Origin of the sequence: Micromonospora sp. NPDC047074, assembly GCF_040643815.1 — a bacterium.
Classification (GTDB): Bacteria; Actinomycetota; Actinomycetes; order Mycobacteriales; family Micromonosporaceae; genus Micromonospora.
Genome location: NZ_JBEYVB010000003.1, coordinates 115,966 through 135,108, shown reverse-complemented (window position 1 = coordinate 135,108; position 19,143 = coordinate 115,966). Strand labels below are relative to the sequence as shown.

Sequence of the window (19,143 nt, the reverse complement as noted above, 5' to 3'; positions counted from 1 at the left end):
CATCAATGTCCCCCTTCGGTGCGTACGCCGCCCGGCGGCATGACAATCTCCGTGGTCTCCTCGGCCTCGGCCCGCCGTACCCCGCCGTAGAACCGGGACAGCATCCCCCCGACCGCCTCCGGGTCGGGGTCGTGGCGTACCGGCGGTGCCGGCCGCTCGGGCCGACTGACGGCGGTGAGCTGTGCCATCGGCACCCGGACGGGCAGGCCCCGCTCGTTGGTCCCACCGGTCACCGGCACGGCCGGCGGGGTGGGCGAGGTCTGCGGCACCTGGCCGGGCGCCGGGCCCTGCCGGGACCACCAGCCTGCACCGGCCGGCGAGGTCGATCGGGCAGCCGGGACGCGCGACTCCTGGCCCCGGGCCGGAACCGGCCGGGCCGCGGTGTGCGGGACGCCTTCCGGCCGCCGCCCGGCCACCGGCAGCTCGCCCCGCGGGGCCGTACCGCTCCAGGCCGGTCGCCGCCCTGCCACCGGCAGCCCGTCCGGCGCCGAGCCCCGGGCCGTGGCGGACAGCATCCGCGCCGGGACGGGCGTCTCCCGCTCCGGGGCGGACGCCAGCAGGTCGCCGGGCAGTCGCACCGTGGCGACGATCCCGTCCTCGCCGCCCCGCAGGCGCACCTCGACGCCGAGCCGGGCGGCCAGGTGGCTGACCACGAACAGACCCATCCGCTCGACCGTCGCCACGTCGGCGGCCGGCGGGGTGGCGAGCACGGCGTTCGCCTCCGCCAGGGCCGTCGGGCTCATGCCGAGACCCTGGTCGATGATGTCGATGACCGCCCCGGCGCCGTCGGCCCCGGCGTTGACCGCCACCACCGTGTCCGGACGCGAGAACGAGGTGGCGTTCTCCAACAGCTCCGCGAGAATGTGGACCAGCTCGCCGACGGCGTGACCGACGACGTGCAGGTCGGCCACCGTGGCGTGCCGGACCCGCTGGTACTGCTCGATCTCGGCGCTGGCGGCCAGCAGCATCGCGCCGAGCCCCACCGGCCGGTTCCACCGGCGGGTCGACTCGGTGCCGGCCAGCACCAGCAGGCTGTCGTCGTTGCGGCGCATCCGGGCGGCGAGGTGGTCGAGCTTGAACAGGTTCTCCAGCTGGTCCGGGTCGCTCTCCTCGCGCTCCAGGTCGTCCAGCAGCTCCAGTTGGCGTTCCACCAGCACCTGGCTGCGCCGGGCCAGGTTGACGAACATCGCGTTGACGTTGCGCCGCATGGTCGCCTGCTCGACGGCGACGGCCACCGCGCTGCGGTGCACCGCGACGAACGCCTCGGCCAGCTCGCCGAGCTCGTCGAGCGAACGGACCACCGGCGGCGGGACCTCGATCGTGGGGACGCCCCCGGTCACCGTGCGCAGCCGGGCCAGGGTGTCCGGCAGTTCGGTCTGGGCGATCCGCAGCGCCTGGCCGCGCAGCAGCCGCATCGACCGGGCGACGGAGCGGCCGACGAGCACGGAGATGAGCAGCGCGACCAGCAGCACCGTGACGACCCCGCCGACGACCAGCAGCGTCGTACGCAGCTGCGTCGCGCTGGCGTCGTCGGCCTGCCGTACGGCGTCGTCGAGCACCGACATCTCGACCTGACGGAACAGCTCCTGACGCTGCTCGCTGGCCGCCCACCACTGTGGAGCCGGCAGCACGGCCGGCGTGGCGCCGCCGGTCGGCAGGCTCCGCTCCTCCAGCCGGGTGGCGGCCAGGAAGGCCGGGTCCTCGGCGGTCTCGTCGTAGCGGCGGATCTGCCCGGCGGTCGCGGCGACCCGGAACGCGCCCAACGCGGTCAACTGCTGGGCCCGCAGGTCGGTCAGGACCACCTGGTCCTCCACGCCGTACCGTCCGGCCCGGGCGGCCTCGTAGAGCTGGGCCCGCACCCGCGAGGAGAGTTCCTTGACCCGGGCGAGCTGCACGTAGCGCAGCACCGCGTCGCTGAGGACGGGCCGGTTCTCGCCCGGCGAGGGCTCGGCGAGAAGGCGGAGCAGCGCCTCGACGACCCGGTGGTAGTTGCTGAGGATGGTGTCGCTGCTCAGGACCGCCGGGGGGATCGCGGCCCTGATGTAGATGACCTGGTCGTAGGCCTCCAGCACCTCCGAGTAGGCGACCCGCCAGGAGGCGTCGGCGTCGGCCAGCGGCTCGGCGGCCCGCCGCAGCTCGCGCAGCGCCTGGTCGGTGGCGCGCTGCAACGGCTTCAGCGCGACGATCGCCGCGTCCCGGCTGGCGCCCGTGCCGCCCTGGCGCAGCTCCCCCAGCTCACCGGCGGACCTGTCGCGTTCCTGCTGGAGCTGGTGCACCACCGCGACGATCTGCCTGCCGATGCCCACCTGCTGGGCGAAGTCGCCCAGCGCGGTCGTCCGGCCGACCAGGGTGTGCGTCTGCACCCCGGCCAGCACCAGGAAAGCGACCGACGGAATGACCAGCACGGTGGCGAGCTTGGTACTCATCCGCCAGTCCCGCAACCGGAACGGGGAGCGGCGGCGGTGCACCACGACCCGGACGTCGAACGGGCGCCGGCGATGGTGCGGCACGCCGCCGTTCACCAGGTCCGGACCTGCCCCCACACTTCCCCCTCCGTGCCTCGCGTCCGCCGCGAGCCGGGGAGCGAGTCCATCCAACCAGGCACGCGAGCGGTGTCAACGGGCCGGGCTGAGGTGCGACTCAGGAGGGTGAGGGGGGTTCATCCGTCCGGCCGATGGCGGCGAGCCGGGGGGCGTCACCGACACGGCCCAACGCCACCAGCGCCGCGCCGCTCGCCCCGACCTCCGGGTGCTTGCCGTGCCGCACCGGCCGCGGCGCGAGCACCTCGGCGAACGTGGCCCGCCACCAGGGCGAGGCGGCCACCGCGCCACCGCCCAGCACCACCTCGACCGGCCTGTCGACGGTGGACTCCAGCACCACGAGGTCGTCGGCGACCAGGTCGCACAGACCCCGCATCAGCCCGGCCAGGATCTCCACCGCCGTCGTGCCGAAGCTCAGGCCCCGCACCTCGCCCGAGCCGGCCGGGACCAGGCCGGGCGGCCGGTCCCCGCCGAAGCGGACGTTCACCGGCCGACCGCCGCCGGGTGGCACCCGGGCCAGGGCGGCCTCCAACTCGGCGCCCCCGGGCAGCCGCAGCTCCCGGTCCGCCCAGGCGAAGAGGTTGCCGCCGGAGGAGTACGCCGCGCCGGTCACCACGTGGTCGTGGTCGACCCGGTAGCGCCACAGCGCCTCGGGCAGCGGCGGCATGACGGCCCCGGCCGGGACGCGCTGCACCATCCGGACGGCCGCCGAGGTGCCGACCGTCACCGCGACCCGGTCCGGTTCGACGCAGCCCGAGCCGACGTTCGACGCCGCGCCGTCGCCCACCGGGCCGGCCCACGGCGCGTCGGCGAGCTGCGGCCAACGCCGCGCGTACGCCGACCGCAGCCGGCCCCGCCACCCGGCCGGGGCCAGCTCGGGCAGCTCGTCGGCCCGGCTGCCGGCCAGCTCGCAGGCCTCGGGGTCCCAGTTCAGCGTCCGCAGGTCCAGCAGGCCGGTGCCGGAGGCCTGGGAGATCGACATGGGCGCCGAGTCGAGCAGTTCGCCCAGCACGTACTCGACCAGGCCGGCGAACCGGGCGATCCGGGAGCCGGTGTGCTCCCGCAACCAGGGCAGCCGGACCGACCAGTAGCAGCGGTGCCACCACGTGCCCGTACGCAGGTGGAAGTCGGCCGGGTCGGCCGGGCCGGGTGCCCCGGCGAGGGCCGACGGGCGGGTGTCCAGCCAGGTCAGCACGGGCCCGAGGGGTGCGCCGTCGGCGCCCAGCGGGACCACGGAGTGCCACTGCGCGGAGGTCGCCACCAGGGACACGTCGCGCAGGTGACCGCCGGCGGCCAGCTCGTCCAGGCACTCGGCCAGCAGGGCCAGGTAGCCGGGGCCGTCCAGGGTGCCGGTGCCGTCGTCGTCCACGGCGAGGCTGACCCGGCGCCGGGCCAGCACGCCGGGCAGCGGCCGGGCGTCCGCGTCCAGCACGAGTCCGCGTACCGAGGAGGTGCCCAGATCGAGCGCGAGAATGTTCATCGCCGGTCAAGTTACCCGGTGTGCCGCGTCCCGGCGTCCCAGCGGATGGGCCGTACGCCCGATCGGCTTCCCGCCGCCCCGGGGGCCGCGTAGGGTTGATCACATGCTCGCGCACCTGTCCTGCTGGTGGCCCGCCGACCCGGCGGCCATCCCCCGCGCGTAGCTTCCCACGCGGCCGCCCGACGAGGCGGCCGCCGGTCTCTCCCCCGGCCCTCCGGTCGCCCCACCGGCCGCCGCCCGGCCCGAGGAGACCATGATGACCCGCCTGCCCGCGCTGCTCGCCGCCATCGCCGACGGCGACGATCCCGGCCCGTTCGCGCTCGTCCGACGCGAGGACGCCACGCACCTGGAGCTGTTCACCGGCACGGTACGCGTGCCCGACCGGCTCGCCGACATCCCGCTGCCCGACGGGGCCAAGGCCCCAGGCCCCCGGACGCTGGCGCTGGTGCCGTTCCGGCAGGTCGCCGAGCGTGGTTTCGCCTGCGTCGACGACGGCGTCCCGCTGGAGTGCCTGGAGATCGACCGGCACGAGCGGGTCGGCCTGGCCGAGGCGCTCACCGTGCTGCCCGACGCGCCCGTGCGCACCGCCGACGCCGGCTTCGACATCGGCGACGACGAGTACGCCGCCACCGTCGGCCGGGTACTCGCCGAGGAGATCGGGCGCGGCGAGGGCGCCAACTTCGTCATCCACCGGACCATGCGGGCCACCGTGCAGGGCCCGCCACTGGTCGCCGCGCTCGCCGCGCTACGCCGGCTGCTGCTGGCCGAACGCGGGGCGTACTGGACCTTCGTGGTGCACACCGGCACCCGCGTCCTGGTCGGAGCCAGCCCGGAACGCCATGTCAGCGTCGACGACGGCCTGGTCATGATGAACCCGATCAGCGGCACGTTCCGGCACACCGGGGCGGCCCCCGACCGGGCCGCGCTGCTGCGTTTCCTCGCCGACCCCAAGGAGGTCGAGGAGCTGTACATGGTCCTCGACGAGGAGCTGAAGATGATGGCCACGGTCGCCGAGCACGGCGGCCAGGTGGTGGGGCCGTATCTCAAGGAGATGTCCCACCTGGCCCACACGGAGTACCTGCTCGCCGGCCGGGGCACCCGGGACGTGCGGGAGGTGCTGCGGGAGACGATGTTCGCGCCGACCGTCACCGGCAGCCCGATGGAGAACGCCTGCCGCGTCATCGCCCGGCACGAGCGCACCGGGCGGCGCTACTACGCCGGGGTGCTGGCACTGCTCGGGCGCGACGACGCCGGCCGGCAGACCCTGGACGCACCGATCCTGATCCGTACCGCCGAGATCTCCCCGGCCGGCGAGTTGCGGGTGCCGGTGGGGGCCACCCTGGTCCGGCACTCGACCGCCGAGGGCGAGGTGGCCGAGACGCACGCCAAGGCGGCCGGGGTGCTCGCCGCGCTCGGCCTCGGCCCGCAGGCGCCCGCGGCCGGCCCGGATCCCGCCGTACGCCTCGCCGACGACCCGGCGGTCCGGGCCGCGCTGGCCGCCCGCAACGCGCCGCTGGCGCGGTTCTGGCTGGACCAGCGGTCCCCCGGCGCCGCCGCCCTGCCCGGGCTGCGCGGCAGGCGGGCGCTGATCGTCGACGGCGAGGACACCTTCACCGGCATGCTGGCCCACCAGTTGGGCGCCCTCGGCCTGGTCGTGACGCTGCGGCCGTGGCACGCCGTGGGTGCGGTGACCGACCACGACGTGGTGGTGGTCGGCCCCGGCCCGGGCGACCCGGGTCGCACCGCCGAGCCCAAGATGCGCACCATGCGTGGGCTGCTCGCCGGGTTGCTCGCCGAGGGGCGGCCGACGCTGGCCGTCTGCCTGGGACACCAGTTGCTCGCCGGCCTGCTCGGGCTGGCGCTGCACCGCCGGGACGCGCCCTATCAGGGGCTCCAGCGGGAGGTGGAACTGTTCGGCGCGCCCCGCCGGGTCGGCTTCTACTCCTCGTTCACCGCGCTCGCCGACGCCGACCGGCTGGCCACCGGGTACGGCCCGGTGGAGGTGGCCCGGGACGCGGCGGACGGCGCGGTGCACGCGCTGCGTGGCCGGGGCTTCGCCGGGGTGCAGTTCCATCCGGAGTCCGTGCTCAGCCCCGACGGCCTGGCCGTCCTCGCCGATCTGCTGACCGGGCTGCTGCCGGCACCGGCCGAGCGGTCGCCGGGGGCCGGGAAGCTGTCGGGGGCGACCGAGCGGGCATAGCCGCGCCGATCGGGGGTAGAGGTGCCTGCGACCGGCGGTCCGGGCGGGTCGAGAGCCCTCGCCCGGGCCGCCGGTCGCCGCCGGCCCGGCCGGTCAGTCGGTCGCCGCCGGCCCGGCCGGCCTGCCGGTGCCGGATCAGCCGGCCAGGCCCGACTTCAGCGCGGCACCGATCAGCACCGCCCGCTTGGCGGTCAACGCGCAGGCGCCGAGCGCGATGTCGTCCGGTGCCGTGTCGCCGTTGTTGCTGGTGTGCGAGGCGCCGTAGGGGTTGCCGGCGACGAACTGGCTCGGGTCGGTGTAGCCGGGGGTGACCACCACCCCGCCCCAGTGGTAGAAGACGTTGAACATCGACAGCAGGGTCGCCTCCTGCCCACCGTGGGAGGTGGCCGTCGAGCAGAACGCGGCGTAGACCTTGTTCGCCAGGGCGCCCTGCGACCACAGCGGCCCGGTGGTGTCCATGAACTGCTTGAGCTGGGCGGCCATCACGCCGTACCGGGTCGGGGTTCCGAAGATCACCACGTCGGCCCAGGACAGGTCGTCGAGCTGCGCCTCGGGGACGTCCTGGGTCTCCATGTGGTGCGCGTGCCAGCCCGAGTTGGAGCGGATCGCCTCGTCCGGCGCCAGCTCGTGCACCTTGCGGAGGCGCACGTCGGCGCCGGCCTCACCGGCGGCCTCGCAGGCGGCCTGCGCCATCTGGTACGTGATGCCGGTCGCGCTGTAGTAGATCACCGCGACCTTGGTCTGGGCAGCCATCGGATGTTCCCTCCGTCATTGTCGGGTCAGCTCCGGCGACTACCCGGTGCCCGCCCCGCCAAACGGTCATTCGGGCATCGCCCGCCTGGGCCGGGCCTGCTCGCCAGGCTGCCGGCGCGGCCGGACAGCTCAAGATATCCGCAAGACTCGATGCTCTCCGTGGCGGCGCGACCACCGGGGCGGGAATGCTGGGTCGCACCGGTACCGGCGGGACCGGCAGCCGCCCGACACCGGCCGACCTGAACGGGGGATCGCGCTCCGCCGGCAGCGTCGCCGGCGCAGCGCGATCAGGGAATCCGTCCCCGCGTCGGTGCGCCCGTCAGTCGAGCCGGTCGCGCAGGTCGTCGACCTGCTCCTGCATCCGGTTGACCGCGTCCTCGTTGTTGAGGAACGTGGTGATCCCCGCGGCGAAGGCCAACCCGATCAGCACCGCCAGGGCGCTGAGCACCAGGCCGCCGATCGCCACCCCCCGCCCGGTCACCCCTGGCCGGCGGGCCATCTTGAGCCCGACGATCCCCAGGATCACCCCGATGACGCCGAGCAGCAGGCCGATCCAGGACAGGATCACCGTCAGTACGCTGATCAGCGCGGCCACCCCGAACACCAGGGCGAAGGTCGCGGCGGCGCTGGTCTTCGCCGCCGTGCCGGTCCGGCCGGCACGGGTCGGCACGCCGGCACCCCGGGCCGGCTCGCTGGACGCGGTCATGTCGCTCCCTCCGGGCGCGCACGTGTTGTGCGCCTACTGGCGGCCCGCTTTCCCGCTACGACCGGCGCCATGCGTCGAATGTCGGAGGCGGCTCCTAGGCTAGGGCCGCACCCGACGCGAGGAGCTCCGATGCCCGTGGACCTGACCGGCCGCGAGGCCCTCGCGCTGCGGATGACCAGCCTCCTGCTCCGCCCGCACCCCACCACCCGGCCTGACGGCGTGGCCGACGTGGTGGAGTGGTTCGGGGCCATGCAGGCGCAGGACCTGGCCAGCGGCATGTGGTCGCTCGGGGTGCGGCTGCCCACCTTCGACCACGCCGCCGTGCACACCGCGTTGGAACGCCGGGAGGCCCTGCGCACCTGGCCGATGCGGGGCACCGTGCACCTGGTGCCGACCCGCGACGCCCGCTGGATGCTGGAGCTGACCGGCGTACGCGTGCTGGCCGGCATGGCGACCCGCCGCACGCAGCTCGGGCTGAGCGACGCCGAGACGGACCGGGCGGTCGACGTGCTCGGCGCCGCGCTGGCCGGCGGCGGCCGGCTCACCCGGGCGCAGTGCCTGACCGCGCTGGCGGCAGCCGGCATCGACACCGGCGCCCAGCGCGGCTACCACCTGCTCTGCTACGCCAGCATCCGCGGCGTCACCTGCCTCGCGCCAAACGTCGGCACCGAGCAGACCTTCGCCCTGCTCGACGAGTGGGCGCCCGCCCCACGCCGGCCCGAGCGGGACGAGGCGCTGGCGATCCTCGCCCACCGCTACGTGCGGTCCCACGGGCCGGTCACCGCCCGGGAGTTCGCCGGCTGGACGGGCCTGACGCTCACCGACGCGCGCCGGGGCTTCGCGGCGGCCGGCGACGCCCTGGCCCCGGTACGGGTCGACGGCGAGGAGGCGCTGGCCGACGCCGCCCTGCTGGACGCGCCCCGCGAGCCGCTGGACGACCTGCTGGTGCTGCCCGGGTTCGACGAATACCTGCTGGGTTTCAAGGACCGCTCGCTGATGCTCGACCCGGCGCACAAGGACGCGATCGTGCCGGGCGGCAACGGCGTCTTCCAGGCCACGGTCGTCCGCGACGGGCGGGTCATGGGCACCTGGAAGCGCACGGTCGGCAAGACCCGGGTGACGGTGACCGTCCACCCGCTGACCGCCGTCGACCAGCCCACCCGGGCCCGGGTGGAGGGCGTCCTGAGCCGTTACGCCGACTTCCTGCACCTGCCGTCACGGGTGCTCTGGGCCAATTGAGGCCGGTCGTCGCCTTCCCGGGCGCACCGGGACGCCGCCCCGGCAGCCCCATCCGTCCCGGTGCCCCATCCACCCCCGCCGGGCCCACCGTCACCGCAGGTCCCGCCCCGACCGAGGGCGCTGCTCCTATCCGACGGGCCATCGACGAATCCGCTCCCGGCGGCCGGGTATCCGGCTGGTGCCACGAGAGGGAGGTAGACGACCATGAGGCTCAGTGAACAGCAGGCCAGCTCGCTGTACGGCCAGGACGTCAAGGACCGCTCCGGCTCGAAGATCGGAAGCGTGGGTCAGATCTGGGCAGACGCCGCCGGTGAGCCGACCTGGGTCAGCGTGCGGACCGGCCTGACCGGCCACAAGGAGTCGATGGCTCCACTGGACAAGGCGCGGATCACCGACGGCGGGCTCGCGGTCGACTACGACAAGTCCACCGTGAAGGGCGCCCCGTCCGTGGACGCCGGCACCGACCAGCCGCTGGACACGGCGCAGATCGAGCAGCTCTACGCGCACTACCGCCTGGCGCCGCAGACCCCGCCGACCGCTGCCCGAGGGCGGGCACCGGCGGCCGGCGAGGACCTGGTCCGGTCCGAGGAGCGGCTGCGGGTCGGCACGGAGAGCGAGCCCGCCGGTACGGCGCGGCTGCGCAAGTACGTGGTCACCGAGAACGTGCACACCACCGTGCCGGTCGAGCACGACGAGGTGTACGTGGAGCGGGAGCCCATCGCGGCCCGCGACGCGCGCGGCGTCCGTGCCGATATCGGTGAGGCCGAACAGGAGATGATCCTGCGGGCCGAGCGGCCGGTGGTCGGTAAGGAGACGGTGCCCGTCGAGCGGGTCCACCTGGCCAAGGACGAGGTCGTCGAGGAGCAGGCCATCGACGACCAGATCCGGCGGGAGAAGGTCGACGCCGACATCCCGGAGCGCAGCCGGCGACGCCGCTGACCTCCGGCACGGCAACGGGGCGGGTGGGTCGGTCCGACCCACCCGCCCGCTCGTCGGGATGTCAGTCGGCGAGCGCGCCGGCCGCGCGCCCCTCGTGCAGGGTCAGGTTGCGTCCGTTGGTCGGGTCGAACAGGTGGATCTTTTCCAGGTTGAACCAGACCCGCCGCGTCTGGCCCTCCTCGACCGGGGACTCGGCCGACAGCCGGGTCACCAGGTTGGCGCCCTCGCCGCTGAAGTCGGCACCCGCGTCGGCGGCCAGTTCCTCCAGCTCCGCGGCGCTGGCGCGCTCCCCCTCGACGCTGAAGTAGACGTACTTGTCGGAGCCCATCGACTCGACGATGTCGACCGGCGCCTCGAACTCCATGCCCCGGCGGCGGGTGTCGTCGTCGATCAGCGCGGCGTCCTCGAAGTGCTCCGGCCGGATGCCGAGGATCAACTCGCGCGGGGCGTCGGCCCCCTCCAGCTCGCGCCGGATCCGCTCGCCGATCGGCACGTCGCCGAGGGCCGTACGCAGCGTGCCGTCCTCGACCGCGGCGTGCAGGAAGTTCATCGACGGCGAGCCGATGAAGCCGGCGACGAAGAGGTTGCGCGGGTGGTCGTAGAGTTCCTGCGGCGGGCCGACCTGCTGCACCGCGCCGCCCCGCATGATCACCACGCGATCGCCGAGGGTCATCGCCTCGGTCTGGTCGTGGGTCACGTAGACGGTGGTGGTGCCGAGCTTCTTCTGCAGGCGGGACACCACGGTGCGCATCTGCACCCGCAGCTTGGCGTCCAGGTTGGACAGTGGCTCGTCCATCAGGAACGCCTTGGGCTGCCGGACGATGGCCCGGCCCATCGCCACCCGCTGCCGCTGCCCGCCGGAGAGGTTGGCCGGCTTGCGGTCCAGCAGCGCCGACAGCTCCAGGACCTTCGCCGCCTCCTCCACCTTCCGGTGGATCGTCTCCTTGTCCAGCTTGGCCAGCCGCAGTGGGAAGGCCATGTTCTCCCGCACCGTCATGTTCGGGTAGAGGGCGTAGGACTGGAACACCATCGCGATGTCCCGGTCGCGGGGGGCCTTGTCGTTGACCCGCTGGCCGCCGATGCGCAGCTCGCCGGAGCTGATGTCCTCCAGGCCCGCGATCATGTTGAGGGTGGTGGACTTTCCGCAGCCGGACGGCCCGACCAGGATGACGAACTCGCCGTCGGCGATCTCCAGGTCGACGTCGGCCACCGCGACGGTCCCGTCCGGGAACTTCTTGCTCACCCTGTCGAGCACGATGTCAGCCATGAGTACCACCTATCCCTTGACTGCGCCGGAGGTCAGGCCGGAGACGATGCGGCGCTGGAAGAAGAGGACGAACAGGATGATCGGAATGGTGATCACCACGGCGGCGGCGCAGATCGCCCCGGTGGGGTCCTCGAACTGCGACTCGCCTGTGAAGAACGACAGCGCCACCGGCACCGTGCGGGCCCGCTCGGTGGAGGTCAGCGTGATCGCGAAGAGGAAGTCGTTCCAGCAGAAGATGAAGACCAGGATCGCCGTGGTGAACAGTCCCGGCGCGGCCAGCGGGGCGATCACCCGCCGGAACGCCTGGGCCTGGGTGGCGCCGTCCATCTTCGCCGCCTTCTCCAGGTCCCACGGGATCTGCTTGAAGAACGCCGACAGCGTGTAGATCGCCAGCGGCAGCGCGAAGGTGATGTACGGCAGGATCAGGCCCGGCCAGGTGTCGAAGAGACCGAGCTGCCGCTCGATCTCGAACAGCGGCGACACCAGCGACACCTGCGGGAACATCGCGATCAGCAGGGAGACGCCGACCAGCAGCCGCTTGCCGGGGAAGTCCAGCCGGGAGATCGCGTACGCGGCCATGGCGCCGAGCACCACGGCGATCACGGTGGCGATCAGGGCGATGCCGATCGAGTTGACCAGGGCCCGGACGAACTGGTCCGTCTGGAAGATCGTCCGGTAGTTGTCGAGCGTCCACTCCTGCGGAATGAACTTCCCGTCGGTCAGGGTCGCCGGCGTCTTGAACGACAGCGACATGATCCAGAGCACCGGCACCAACGCGAAGACGACCACGACGGCGTCCAGCAGGCCCCAGCGCAGCTTCGCCCGGGAGGTGGTGTCGGCCATCTCAGCGCCTCTCCCCGTCGTCGCTGCCGGGGGCAGCGGTACCGAACAGCTTCACGAAGACGAAGGCGATGATCGCCACGGTGAGGAAGATCAGCACCGACATCGTCGACCCGATGCCGAGGTTCAGGCCCCGGATCAGGTTGTTGTAGGCGAGCATCGACACCGACGAGGTCTCGTTGCCGCCCGCGGTCAACACGAAGATGTTGTCGAACACCCGGAACGCGTCCAGGGTGCGGAACAGCAGCGCGACCAGGATCGCCGGCTTCATCACCGGCAGCATCACCTTGGTGAACCGCTGCCAGGCGGTGGCGCCGTCGGTGGAGGCGGCCTTCAGCAGGTCCTCCGGCACCAGGGCCAGGCCGGCCATCAGCAGCAGGGCCATGAACGGCGTGGTCTTCCAGATCTCGGCCAGCATCACGATCGCCAACGCGCTGGCCCGCTCGGTGAGCGGCGCGCCGTCGCCGAACACGTTGGCCAGGTAGCCGGTGCCCGGCGTCCACGCGTACCGCCAGGAGAAGGCGGCGACCACCGTGACGATGCCGTACGGGATCAGCGCGGCGGTCCGCACGATGCCCCGGCCGACAAGCGTACGGTGCATGATCAGCGCCAGCCCCATGCCGAGCACCAGTTCGACGGCGACGGTGACCACCGTGATCAGCGCGGTGACCCCGAAGGCCGTCCACCAGAACTCGTTGGTCAGCACGGTGGCGTAGTTCTCCAGCCCGACGAACTCGCGCTCGTCGGGGAACCGCAGGTCGAAGCGCTGGAGGGAGAGCCAGACCGAGTAGAGGATCGGGTACGCGGTCACCAGCAGCATGACCAGCGCGGCGGGGGCGCAGAGCAACCAGCCCAGCCGGCGCTCGGCCTTCTTGTTCTCGCTCAGCGGGGCCTTCCGGCCGCCACCGGCCCGCTGCGCGGGCACCTTCGCGTCCCGGCCGGACCGGGCGCTGGAGGTCTGCTCGGCGGTCGCGTCGGCGCCGGCCGGCGTGGCGTTCACGCTCATGCCGCCGCCTCCCGGCGGTCGGCGGTGGCTGCCTCCCGCGTCGGCATCGTGCGCTCGCTCACGGCAGGACCCCCTTCGATTCGAGGGCGTCGGCGATGGCGTCGCGCAGCTCGTCCGCGGTCTGCTCGGGCCGGATCTCCGACGGCGGCGACAGGATCGCCGACATGACGGTGGAGATGCTCTGGTACGCCGGGGTCAGCGGGCGCACCGCCGGCTCCTTCAGCTCCTCGAGGATGGTGTCCCGCATCGGGTACGCCTCGGCCATCTCCGGGTCGTCGTAGACCTTCTCGATGGTCGGCGGCACCCCGTCCTTGACGGCGGAGAACTTCTGGTTCTGCTCGCTGCGGATGCACCGGGCCGCCTCGAAGGACTCCTCGGGGTGCTTGGAGTACGCGCTGACGGCCATGTTGACCCCGCCGATGGTGACCTTGCTCGGGGTGTTCTCGTCGACGCCCGGGATCCGGGCCCAGCCGACCTGCTTCGCCAGCTCCGGGTCGGCCTCCTGCAACGCCGGGTAGACGAACGGCCAGTTCACCTGGAACGCGCCGTTGCCGGACTGGAACTCCAGCCGCACCGGGTCCTCGGTGGCGTTGCTGAACGACGGCGACGTCACGCCCGACGTGGCGAACCGCTGGAGCTGCTCCAACGCCCGGACGGTGCCGGCGTCCATCACGGCCTGCTTGCCGTCGTCGCTGAGGATCTTGCCTCCGGCGCTCTCGGCGAGGGTGTTGTAGAGGACGACGAGACCCTCGTACTGGGCGCCCATGGTGAGCACCTGGTACGGCTTGCCCTGCTGCTTCAGCTCCTGGGCGGTGGAGATCATCTGGTCCCACGTCTTCGGCGGCTGTGGCACGAGGTCCTTGCGGTACCAGAGCAGCTGGACGTTCGTGTTCTTCGGCGCGCCGTAGAGCTTGTCGGCGTAGCGGGCCGTCTCCAGCGGGCCGGCGAGGGTGCCCCGCTCGACCTCGGCTTTGTCCTGCCCGGTCCACTCCAGGATCCAGTCGGCGCTGGCGAACTCCTGGGTCCAGGTCACGTCGAGGCCGAGGACGTCCATCCCGGTGTCCTGCGCGGCCAGCCGGCGGACCAACTGCACCCGCTGGTCGTCGGCCTGCCGGGGCAGCACCCGGTAGGCGATCTCGTAGCGCCCCCGGGCCTGCGCGTTGCAGTCGTCGACGACCTTCTGCAGGTTCTGCTCCGGCGGGTAGTACAGGTTGATCGTGGGCGTACCGCCGTCCTCGCCGGAACCGCAGGCAGCCGCCAGCGGCGCCACCAGCGTCAACGCCGCGGCCGCCGCCACCGCCCGCACGCGTGGCCGGCGGCGGCGCCCAGCCTTGTCCGGGTCGCTCATCACCCCTCCCCTCGTGTCGGCCATGGCCGGGGTGAGCTCCGCGCCCCGGCGCGCGGCGAGCTGTTCGGGGGCTCTGACCAGCGGTTCCGTCGCCCCGCACGTTCGTGGTCCCAACACTGCCCGACCTGCGCGGACGCGAAACCTGACGCCGCCGCGACGACGGCCACCGGAGCGGCTGTGGCGCAGGCCACCGCCATGCGGGTCGCGCCGGCCGCCCGTAGGCTCGGCCGATGGACGCCACCTTCTTCTTCGACCCCGCCTGCCCGTGGACCTGGCGCACCTCCCGCTGGCTGGTCGCGGTCGCCGACGCCCGGGGGCTGCACATCGAGTGGCGGGCGTTCAGCCTGGCCATCCTCAACTCGGGCCGGGTGCCGCCGGAGTTCGCCGACGCGATGACCGCCTCCAGCCGGGCCCTGCGGTTGGTGGAGGCGCTGCGCGCCGAGGGCCGCCACGACGACATCGCGCGGTTCTACGCCGAAATCGGCGCCCGCACCCACGACGCCGGCAACCCGTTGTCGGCCGGGACCGTGGACGCGGCCGTCGCGGCGGCCGGCCTCGGCGAGGCCGCGCCGGCACTCGACGACGCCCGCTGGGACGAGGCGGTACGCGAGTCGCACGCCCTGGCGTACGCCTCGGCCGGCCCGGACATCGGTGCGCCGGTGCTCATGGTGCCGGGCGCCGAGCGCGGCATCCACGGCCCGATCCTGACCGAGGTCCCCGGCACCGACGACGCCCTGACCATCTGGGACTCGCTGCTCCCGCTGATCCGCATGCCCGCCTTCCACGAGGTCAAGCGCGCCCGCCACTAGACCGCCCACCCCACCCCCCTGCGCACCAGCCCGCCAGCCCGCCTGTCCGCCCGCGCACCCGCCCGCCAGCCCGCCCGGCCCCTGCCTGCCCGCGCACCCGCCCGCCTGCGCGCCCGGCCCCTGCCCGCTCGCTCTGGTGGGTGATCGTCACCCGACCGCCGGTGCCCGACCCGCGCCCGCGCCCGTGCCCGTGCCCGTGCCGCCAAGATCGCGCTACTTCCTGGAAGTAGTGGGGTCGGCGTGCCCGGGACGCCACTACTTCCTGGAAGTAGCGCGCAGTCCCGGGGTGGCGCGGAAGCAGCGCGCAGTCCCGGGGTGGCGCGGAAGTAGCGCGCAGTCCCGGGATGGCGCGGAAGCAGCGCGCAGTCCCGGGATGGCGCGGAAGTAGCGCGCAGTCCGGGACGTACCTCACCGCCCCGGACCCGACGGCGCTATTCGGGGCCGGCGCGACGCTGCTGCGCGAGCCGGACGACGCGCTCGACTGGTGGATCCTCGCCGACCCGGAGGGCGACGAAGTTCGCGCCTTCGCGCCGCGTCCCAGCCAGTGAGCGACGGAGCTACCCAGGGCCCGCCGGGTGCACTAGCGTTTCCTTAGCTCACAGCCAGCGCGTTCGCCGTCGACGTCGACACGCCTCCGGCCGACCCGACCCGCCCCGATCGGTGGGTTCTCACGGGAACTTCCCACCGCCGTTCCACCGGTTGGGCAGGATCGTCCCCAACGAGGAGGTGCCGTCGTGCAGGACACCCGCGCTCTCGCCCTGACGTTCGAGGTGAGCGGCCTGCCACCGGTCAAGACCGAGGCGCTGTCCATCTTCGCCGCCGGGCACCGGCAGGCGACGAGGGTCCGCGCCCTGCTCCAGGCGGCCTGTGCCGCGGCCCAGCGCACCGGCTGGACCCCGCTGTCCGGGCCCGTCGAGGTGGACCTCGTGCTGCGCTGCCCGCCGGGGCACCGCACCTCCGACGCCAGCACCCTGCTCGGCGGGGTGTGCGCGGTGCTCCAGGACAAGAAGCGGGTCGCCAGCATCGGCCTGGCCCACCTCGGCGTCCTCGTGGACGTCGCCCTCTACGACGACGACCGGCAGATCCGCCGGCTGTCGTACGCGGAGGAGCCGGCGGAGGACTTCTCGTACCAGGTACGGGTGGCCGCCGTACCGAACGTGGTTTGACCGAGGGCCGCGGTGGGGTACCGCGGACGCCGACGAAGGGAGCGCCGATGTCGGAGCCACATGTCACGCTGGACCCCCGTGGGCTGGATCCCGTTCAGCAGAAGCTGCGGGGCCCCCTGGAGGACCAGCTGACCTCGGCGTTGCAGGCAGCCACGGACCGGGTCAGCGCCAGCTACGCCGGCGAGCCGGTCGAGCAGGTCTGCCAGCGGCTGCTGGACGAGACCCGCTCCGGGCTGCACCCCGACATCGCCGCCGGCTTCCAGCCCGACATGGACGAGTTCTGCCGGGTGGCGGTGGCGATCGTGCGCGGCGAGGTCTCCTGAGTTCCGTCAGGCGACGAGCGGGTCCACCCGCCGGCCCGTCAACGGAGGCACCCCGACCGTCCGCTCGGCCGCCAACTCGGCGGCGTACTCCCGGACCAGCTCCGGCAGCAGGTGGCCCCCGGGCCCGCCACGGTGGGGCTTGACCAGATACGCCTCCGCCAGCTCGTCCAGGGTGCGGCGCATCCGCGCGGCGGAGATCCCGAGCTGCCGGGCGACCCGCTCGGGCTGGAGCAGTGCGTCGGGCGTCGCGCCGAGCAGGGCGAGGAGCCGACCGGCCACCTCGTCGTCGGCGCGGACGGCGGCAACGGCGGTGTGCAGGCTGGCCCGTACCGAAAGGTCCTCGTAGTCCAGCAGGTCCAGCCGTTCCCGCCCGTCTGCGAGCTGACCGACCAGAGCGGCCACCGACTGCCCCGGACGGGCCGCCAGGCGCGTGCCGGCGACCCGCAGGGCGAGGACCGACCCGGCGCAGAGTCGCACCAGCTCGCCGGTGGCCACCGGGTCGGCGGCAAGCCGTTCCGGGCCGACGAGCGCCGCCAGCAGGTCACGTGCGCCGACGGCGGCGAGCGGGCGCAGCGTCACCCGCCGGACGCCGTCCAGGCTGCCCAATCGGCGCTGCCCGACCACGATCAGGCCCGGGCCGGGCCCGGCCGGGAGCAGCGGACGAACCTGGGCGGCGCGGGTGACCCCGTCGACCACCAGCAGCAGCCGTCGCCCGGCGACCAGCGACCGGAACCAGCCGGCCCGCTCGTCGGTGTTCGCGGGCACGTCACCTGGGGCGATCCCGATCGCACGCAGCACCCGGGCCAGCACTTCACCGGGGGTCGCCGGAGCCCGGTTGCCGAGTTGGACGAAGACCTGCCCGTCGGGGAAGTCCGCGGCGACGGTGTGCGCCGCGCGTACCGCCAGGGCGGTCTTGCCCGTGCCGAACGCGCCGGTGACGACCACGGTGGTGGGGGCCGCACCGCGCACGGCGGCGACCACCTCGGCGGTCTCGCCGGCCCGTCCGACGAACGTGACAAGAGCGGCCGGCAGCTCACGGGGCACCGCCCAGCCGGCGCTCCCGGCGGGCCCGCCGGGGCGGGGCGGCGCCGACCTGGCCACAACCGGTGCCGGCACCGGCGTGGCCCGCACGGTCGTCGTGGCCGGCGCAAACGGCGGGGTGTACGCCAGCTCGGCCGCCCGGTCGAGCATCGCGCGGTGCAGGGTTGACAGCTCCTCGCCCGGTTCGATGCCGAGCTGCTCGTCGAGCGTGGCCCGGGCGTCCCGGTAGGCGGTGAGCGCCGCCGGGACGTTCCCGCAGCGGTAGAGCGCCAGCATGAGTTGCGCCCAGGCGCGCTCCCGCAGCGGGTACGCGGCGAGGTGCCCGCGCAGCTCCGGCAGGAGTTCGCCGTGCTCACCAGCGGCCAACCGGGCCTCGGCGAGCTCCTCGAAGACCTGGAGCCGCTGCTCGTCGAGGCTCGCCCACCGGTTGTCCAGCGCGGTGCCCCGGGGCAGGCCGTCGCCAGCCATCCCACGCCAGTGCCCCAGTGCGGCGGTGAGGACGCCGACGGCACTGGCGGGATCGGGCGTGGCCAGCAGGGCCCGCCCCTCGCCCACCAGCCGGTGGAACTCGGTCACATCCAGTTCGTGCGACGAAAGCCGCAGCTCATAGGCGTTCGGGCGGGCGACCAGCCGGTCGCCCACCACCCGCCGAAGCCCGGCGGCGTGAGAACGCAGGTTCGGCATCGCGGAGGCGGGTGGAATGTCGGACCAGACCATGTCGGCCAGCCTCGGCAAGGAGACCGGGTGGTTGGCCTCCAGTGCCAGACCGGCGAGGACGGCGCGTCGCTTCGCCGCGCCGGGCGTGACGAGCTGGCCGTCAACGCACAGCTCCGCACTGCCGAGAAGCCGAATCTGTAGTTTCATGCGCCGCTCCCCCGTTGAAGCTTGAGCGCGCCCAGGCTAGTGGGACCGCTGCGGGAGCTACAAGGCAGAAAACAAGAGTCTGAATGTGACAAACGTCAATATATCTCGCAGGCGTGTCGCCGTAACGAATCGGAGATCGAAAGCGCTCCCGGACGCAGACGGACTGATCAACTCGCCCGTCGCCCCATGGATTACGGCAGCCCGTCGGCGGCGGGAAGGAGCCAGCCCATGGTGGGCAAGTCGACAGCGGGCCGACTTCGACCAGGATGGGCCCGCACTCTCACTCTCCACAGTGGCGGGTGCATGCGTCGAGCAAACAGCGGTCAACTCCTTCTCCTCTGTCGGCTTATCAATGCCCTCCTCGCGCAGCACCTGGTTGCCCGTCCCCGCCCCACCGGGAGGCGTTGAACCGGAACGCGTTGTACGGCTCCTCACCCTCCGGCGCCGCACCCGGCTTGTCCACAGCAATGGGTCACGCCAACGCGGTCTCTTGGCCGTGCCGGCCACAGCACGATTCTTCGGCAGCCACACCGGCCTGCATCCAAGTACCCACGCCCATTCGTTGGACACAGTCCGCCCATGAGTCGGCGCCCGCCCCGAGGGGACGGGCGCCGCTCAGATC

The 19,143-nt window shown here is 73.4% G+C and carries 16 protein-coding genes; 7 read left to right on the top strand and 9 right to left on the bottom strand.

The window, feature by feature from the left end:
• Positions 1 to 2 precede the first annotated feature (2 nt).
• Positions 3 to 2,543 carry a nitrate- and nitrite sensing domain-containing protein gene (locus ABZ809_RS07375; RefSeq protein WP_357561599.1) on the bottom strand — a complete coding sequence of 847 codons (2,541 nt, stop codon included), beginning with the start codon at positions 2,541 to 2,543 and terminating at the stop codon, positions 3 to 5.
• 97 nt (positions 2,544 to 2,640) lie between these two features.
• Positions 2,641 to 4,020 (bottom strand): FGGY family carbohydrate kinase, encoded by a 1,380-nt coding sequence (locus tag ABZ809_RS07370; protein ID WP_357561598.1) that lies wholly within the window; start codon positions 4,018 to 4,020, stop codon positions 2,641 to 2,643.
• Positions 4,021 to 4,276: 256 nt separating this feature from the next.
• Between ABZ809_RS07370 and ABZ809_RS07365 the strand changes: the two genes are divergently transcribed.
• Positions 4,277 to 6,220, top strand: coding sequence for a chorismate-binding protein (locus ABZ809_RS07365; protein ID WP_357561597.1), 1,944 nt, complete (start codon positions 4,277 to 4,279; stop codon positions 6,218 to 6,220).
• Between the two features lie 135 nt (positions 6,221 to 6,355).
• Here ABZ809_RS07365 and wrbA read toward each other — a convergent pair whose 3' ends face one another.
• Positions 6,356 to 6,973 carry an NAD(P)H:quinone oxidoreductase gene (gene wrbA / locus ABZ809_RS07360; protein WP_357561596.1) on the bottom strand — a complete coding sequence of 206 codons (618 nt, stop codon included), beginning with the start codon at positions 6,971 to 6,973 and terminating at the stop codon, positions 6,356 to 6,358.
• Between the two features lie 319 nt (positions 6,974 to 7,292).
• Entirely contained in the window at positions 7,293 to 7,679 is a 387-nt protein-coding gene (locus ABZ809_RS07355) for a DUF4190 domain-containing protein (RefSeq protein WP_357561595.1), read from the bottom strand.
• Positions 7,680 to 7,808: 129 nt separating this feature from the next.
• Between ABZ809_RS07355 and ABZ809_RS07350 the strand changes: the two genes are divergently transcribed.
• Together ABZ809_RS07350 and ABZ809_RS07345 are read left to right on the top strand one after the other, a co-directional pair.
• Entirely contained in the window at positions 7,809 to 8,918 is a 1,110-nt protein-coding gene (locus tag ABZ809_RS07350) for a winged helix DNA-binding domain-containing protein (RefSeq protein WP_357561594.1), read from the top strand.
• A gap of 204 nt (positions 8,919 to 9,122) precedes the next feature.
• Entirely contained in the window at positions 9,123 to 9,857 is a 735-nt protein-coding gene (locus ABZ809_RS07345) for a YsnF/AvaK domain-containing protein (protein ID WP_357561593.1), read from the top strand.
• Between the two features lie 61 nt (positions 9,858 to 9,918).
• Here the strand turns inward: ABZ809_RS07345 and ugpC are convergent, their stop codons facing one another.
• Genes ugpC through ABZ809_RS07325 form a run of 4 tightly spaced genes read right to left on the bottom strand, consistent with a single transcriptional unit; the run spans position 9,919 to position 14,318 of the window.
• The gene (ugpC, locus tag ABZ809_RS07340) at positions 9,919 to 11,124 is read right to left on the bottom strand and encodes a sn-glycerol-3-phosphate ABC transporter ATP-binding protein UgpC (protein WP_357561592.1); all 1,206 of its coding nucleotides are present in this window, start codon (positions 11,122 to 11,124) and stop codon (positions 9,919 to 9,921) included.
• A 9-nt stretch (positions 11,125 to 11,133) separates the two neighbouring features.
• Positions 11,134 to 11,967 carry a carbohydrate ABC transporter permease gene (locus ABZ809_RS07335; RefSeq protein ID WP_357561591.1) on the bottom strand — a complete coding sequence of 278 codons (834 nt, stop codon included), beginning with the start codon at positions 11,965 to 11,967 and terminating at the stop codon, positions 11,134 to 11,136.
• 1 nt (position 11,968) lies between these two features.
• Positions 11,969 to 12,970: a sugar ABC transporter permease gene (locus tag ABZ809_RS07330; protein WP_357561590.1), complete on the bottom strand. Its 1,002-nt coding sequence runs from the start codon at positions 12,968 to 12,970 to the stop codon at positions 11,969 to 11,971.
• Positions 12,971 to 13,028: 58 nt separating this feature from the next.
• Positions 13,029 to 14,318, bottom strand: a complete 1,290-nt coding sequence (locus ABZ809_RS07325; protein ID WP_357561589.1) for an ABC transporter substrate-binding protein — start codon at positions 14,316 to 14,318, stop codon at positions 13,029 to 13,031.
• 230 nt (positions 14,319 to 14,548) lie between these two features.
• Here ABZ809_RS07325 and ABZ809_RS07320 point away from each other — a divergent pair, with 230 nt between their 5' ends.
• From ABZ809_RS07320 to ABZ809_RS07305, 4 genes are all read left to right on the top strand, one after another.
• On the top strand, positions 14,549 to 15,127 hold the full coding sequence (locus ABZ809_RS07320; RefSeq protein ID WP_357561588.1) for a DsbA family protein: 579 nt from the start codon (positions 14,549 to 14,551) through the stop codon (positions 15,125 to 15,127).
• A 344-nt stretch (positions 15,128 to 15,471) separates the two neighbouring features.
• Positions 15,472 to 15,675 carry a hypothetical protein gene (locus tag ABZ809_RS07315; protein ID WP_357561587.1) on the top strand — a complete coding sequence of 68 codons (204 nt, stop codon included), beginning with the start codon at positions 15,472 to 15,474 and terminating at the stop codon, positions 15,673 to 15,675.
• 186 nt (positions 15,676 to 15,861) lie between these two features.
• Positions 15,862 to 16,293, top strand: a complete 432-nt coding sequence (locus ABZ809_RS07310) for a hypothetical protein (protein ID WP_357561586.1) — start codon at positions 15,862 to 15,864, stop codon at positions 16,291 to 16,293.
• A gap of 47 nt (positions 16,294 to 16,340) precedes the next feature.
• Positions 16,341 to 16,616: a hypothetical protein gene (locus ABZ809_RS07305; protein WP_357561585.1), complete on the top strand. Its 276-nt coding sequence runs from the start codon at positions 16,341 to 16,343 to the stop codon at positions 16,614 to 16,616.
• A 6-nt stretch (positions 16,617 to 16,622) separates the two neighbouring features.
• Here ABZ809_RS07305 and ABZ809_RS07300 read toward each other — a convergent pair whose 3' ends face one another.
• Positions 16,623 to 18,521 (bottom strand): BTAD domain-containing putative transcriptional regulator, encoded by a 1,899-nt coding sequence (locus tag ABZ809_RS07300; RefSeq protein ID WP_357561584.1) that lies wholly within the window; start codon positions 18,519 to 18,521, stop codon positions 16,623 to 16,625.
• Positions 18,522 to 19,143 lie beyond the last annotated feature (622 nt).

Bases quoted from the DNA above. Each gene is read 5' to 3' on its own strand.
- ugpC (WP_357561592.1), bottom strand. From the start codon at position 11,124: ATGGCTGACATCGTGCTCGACAGGGTGAGCAAGAAGTTCCCGGACGGG.
- wrbA (WP_357561596.1), bottom strand. From the start codon at position 6,973: ATGGCTGCCCAGACCAAGGTCGCGGTGATCTACTACAGCGCGACCGGC.
- ABZ809_RS07330 (WP_357561590.1), bottom strand. From the start codon at position 12,970: ATGAGCGTGAACGCCACGCCGGCCGGCGCCGACGCGACCGCCGAGCAG.
- ABZ809_RS07335 (WP_357561591.1), bottom strand. From the start codon at position 11,967: ATGGCCGACACCACCTCCCGGGCGAAGCTGCGCTGGGGCCTGCTGGAC.
- ABZ809_RS07300 (WP_357561584.1), bottom strand. From the start codon at position 18,521: ATGAAACTACAGATTCGGCTTCTCGGCAGTGCGGAGCTGTGCGTTGAC.
- ABZ809_RS07305 (WP_357561585.1), top strand. From the start codon at position 16,341: ATGTCGGAGCCACATGTCACGCTGGACCCCCGTGGGCTGGATCCCGTT.
- ABZ809_RS07315 (WP_357561587.1), top strand. From the start codon at position 15,472: ATGGCGCGGAAGCAGCGCGCAGTCCCGGGATGGCGCGGAAGTAGCGCG.
- ABZ809_RS07350 (WP_357561594.1), top strand. From the start codon at position 7,809: ATGCCCGTGGACCTGACCGGCCGCGAGGCCCTCGCGCTGCGGATGACC.
- ABZ809_RS07325 (WP_357561589.1), bottom strand. From the start codon at position 14,318: ATGAGCGACCCGGACAAGGCTGGGCGCCGCCGCCGGCCACGCGTGCGG.
- ABZ809_RS07370 (WP_357561598.1), bottom strand. From the start codon at position 4,020: ATGAACATTCTCGCGCTCGATCTGGGCACCTCCTCGGTACGCGGACTC.
- ABZ809_RS07320 (WP_357561588.1), top strand. From the start codon at position 14,549: ATGGACGCCACCTTCTTCTTCGACCCCGCCTGCCCGTGGACCTGGCGC.
- ABZ809_RS07355 (WP_357561595.1), bottom strand. From the start codon at position 7,679: ATGACCGCGTCCAGCGAGCCGGCCCGGGGTGCCGGCGTGCCGACCCGT.
- ABZ809_RS07345 (WP_357561593.1), top strand. From the start codon at position 9,123: ATGAGGCTCAGTGAACAGCAGGCCAGCTCGCTGTACGGCCAGGACGTC.
- ABZ809_RS07365 (WP_357561597.1), top strand. From the start codon at position 4,277: ATGACCCGCCTGCCCGCGCTGCTCGCCGCCATCGCCGACGGCGACGAT.